Genomic DNA, 2,519 nt, shown 5'->3' with positions numbered 1-2,519 from the left:
GATGCAACCCCTGTGGTATCCACTGGTAACATCCAGCAGATCGGAACCTGGACTGTTCAATACACTGGTGCTAACACTGCTCCAACAGTAAGCGACATCCACGATCCAAAAGCTACCATCACGGTAACACCTGGTGATCAGGTACAACTGACCTGGACAGTAACCAGCATCGTAAATGGTGTAGTAAATACTAAATGTCCGGCTACAACTGACGAAGTAATCATCTACAACTTCGCAGCAAATCCAGCGGCTAACGCAGGCGCAGATCAGGAAGATTGCGGTAGAACTACTGCCTTCACCCTGGATGCAACCCCTGTGGTATCCACTGGTAACATCCAGCAGATCGGAACCTGGACCGTTCAATACACTGGTGCTAACGCAGCTCCAACTGTAAGCGACATCCACGATCCAAAAGCTACCATCACGGTAACACCTGGTGATCAGGTACAACTGACCTGGACGGTAACCAGCATTGTAAACGGTGTAGTAAACACTAAATGTCCGGCTACAACTGACGTAGTCACCATCTATAACTTCGCAGCAAATCCAGCGGCTAACGCAGGTGCAGATCAGGAAGATTGCGGTAGAACTACTGCCTTCACCCTCGATGCAACCCCTGTGGTATCCACTGGTAACATCCAGCAGATCGGAACCTGGACTGTTCAATACACTGGTGCTAACACTGCTCCAACAGTAAGCGACATCCACGATCCAAAAGCTACCATCACGGTAACGCCTGGTGATCAGGTACAACTGACCTGGACGGTAACCAGCATTGTAAACGGTGTAGTAAACCCTAAATGTCCGGCTACAACTGATGTTGTCACCATCTATAACTACGCTGCTAACCCGGCAGCTAACGCAGGAGCAGATCAGGAAGATTGCGGTAGAACTACTGCCTTCACGCTTGATGCAACCCCTGTGGTATCAACTGGTAATATCCAGCAGATCGGTACCTGGACTGTTCAATACACTGGTGCTAACACTGCTCCAACAGTAAGCGACATCCACGATCCAAAAGCTACCATCACGGTAACACCTGGCGATCAGGTACAGCTGACCTGGACAGTAACCAGCATCGTAAACGGTGTTGTAAATACAAAATGCCCGGCTACTACTGACGTAGTCACCATCTATAACTACGCTGCTAACCCAGCGGCTAACGCAGGCGCAGATCAGGAAGATTGCGGTAGAACTACTGCCTTCACCCTGGATGCAACCCCGGTAGTATCCACTGGTAACATCCAGCAGATCGGTACCTGGACTGTTCAATACACTGGTGCTAACACTGCTCCAACAGTAAGCGACATCCACGATCCAAAAGCTACCATCACCGTAACACCTGGTGATCAGGTACAACTGACCTGGACGGTAACCAGCATCGTAAACGGTGTAGTAAATACTAAATGCCCGGCTACCACTGACGTAGTCACCATCTATAACTACGCTGCTAACCCGGCTGCAAACGCAGGTGCAGATCAGGAAGATTGCGGTAGAACCACTGCCTTCACGCTTGATGCAACCCCTGTGGTATCCACTGGTAACATCCAGCAGATCGGTACCTGGACTGTTCAATACACTGGTGCTAACACTGCTCCAACAGTAAGCGACATCCACGATCCAAAAGCTACCATCACGGTAACACCTGGTGATCAGGTACAACTGACCTGGACAGTAACCAGCATGGTAAACGGTGTTGTAAATACTAAATGTCCGGCTACAACTGACGTTGTGGTGCTGTACAACTTCGCAGCAAATCCAGCGGCTAACGCAGGTGCAGATCAGGAAGATTGCGGTAGAACTACTGCCTTCACGCTTGATGCAACCCCTGTGGTATCCACTGGTAACATCCAGCAGATCGGAACCTGGACTGTTCAATACACTGGTGCTAACACTGCTCCAACAGTAAGCGACATCCACGATCCAAAAGCTACCATCACGGTAACACCTGGTGATCAGGTACAACTGACCTGGACAGTAACCAGCATCGTAAATGGTGTAGTAAATACTAAATGTCCGGCTACAACTGACGAAGTAATCATCTACAACTTCGCAGCAAATCCAGCGGCTAACGCAGGCGCAGATCAGGAAGATTGCGGTAGAACAACTGCCTTCACCCTTGATGCAACTCCTGTGGTATCAACTGGTAACATCCAGCAGATCGGTACCTGGACGGTTCAATATACTGGTGCTAATACTGCTCCAACTGTAAGCGACATCCACGATCCAAAAGCTACCATCACGGTAACACCTGGTGATCAGGTACAACTGACCTGGACGGTAACCAGCATTGTAAACGGTGTAGTAAACACTAAATGTCCGGCTACCACTGACGTAGTCACCATCTATAACTTCGCAGCAAATCCAGCGGCTAACGCAGGTGCAGATCAGGAAGATTGCGGTAGAACAACTGCCTTCACCCTCGATGCAACCCCTGTGGTATCCACTGGTAACATCCAGCAGATCGGAACCTGGACTGTTCAATACACTGGTGCTAACACTGCTCCAACAGTAAGCGA

Annotated in this window: 1 protein-coding gene; it reads left to right on the top strand. The window is 49.6% G+C overall.

The window, feature by feature from the left end; genetic code table 11:
* The coding region (locus tag BUB18_RS29770) for a hypothetical protein (protein WP_178372230.1) at positions 1–2,519 on the top strand (2,519 nt) is incomplete at both ends.

Source organism: Chitinophaga jiangningensis (assembly GCF_900142605.1).
GTDB classification, from domain to species: domain Bacteria; phylum Bacteroidota; class Bacteroidia; order Chitinophagales; family Chitinophagaceae; genus Chitinophaga; species Chitinophaga jiangningensis.
This window is presented reverse-complemented; position numbering and strand designations above follow the sequence as displayed.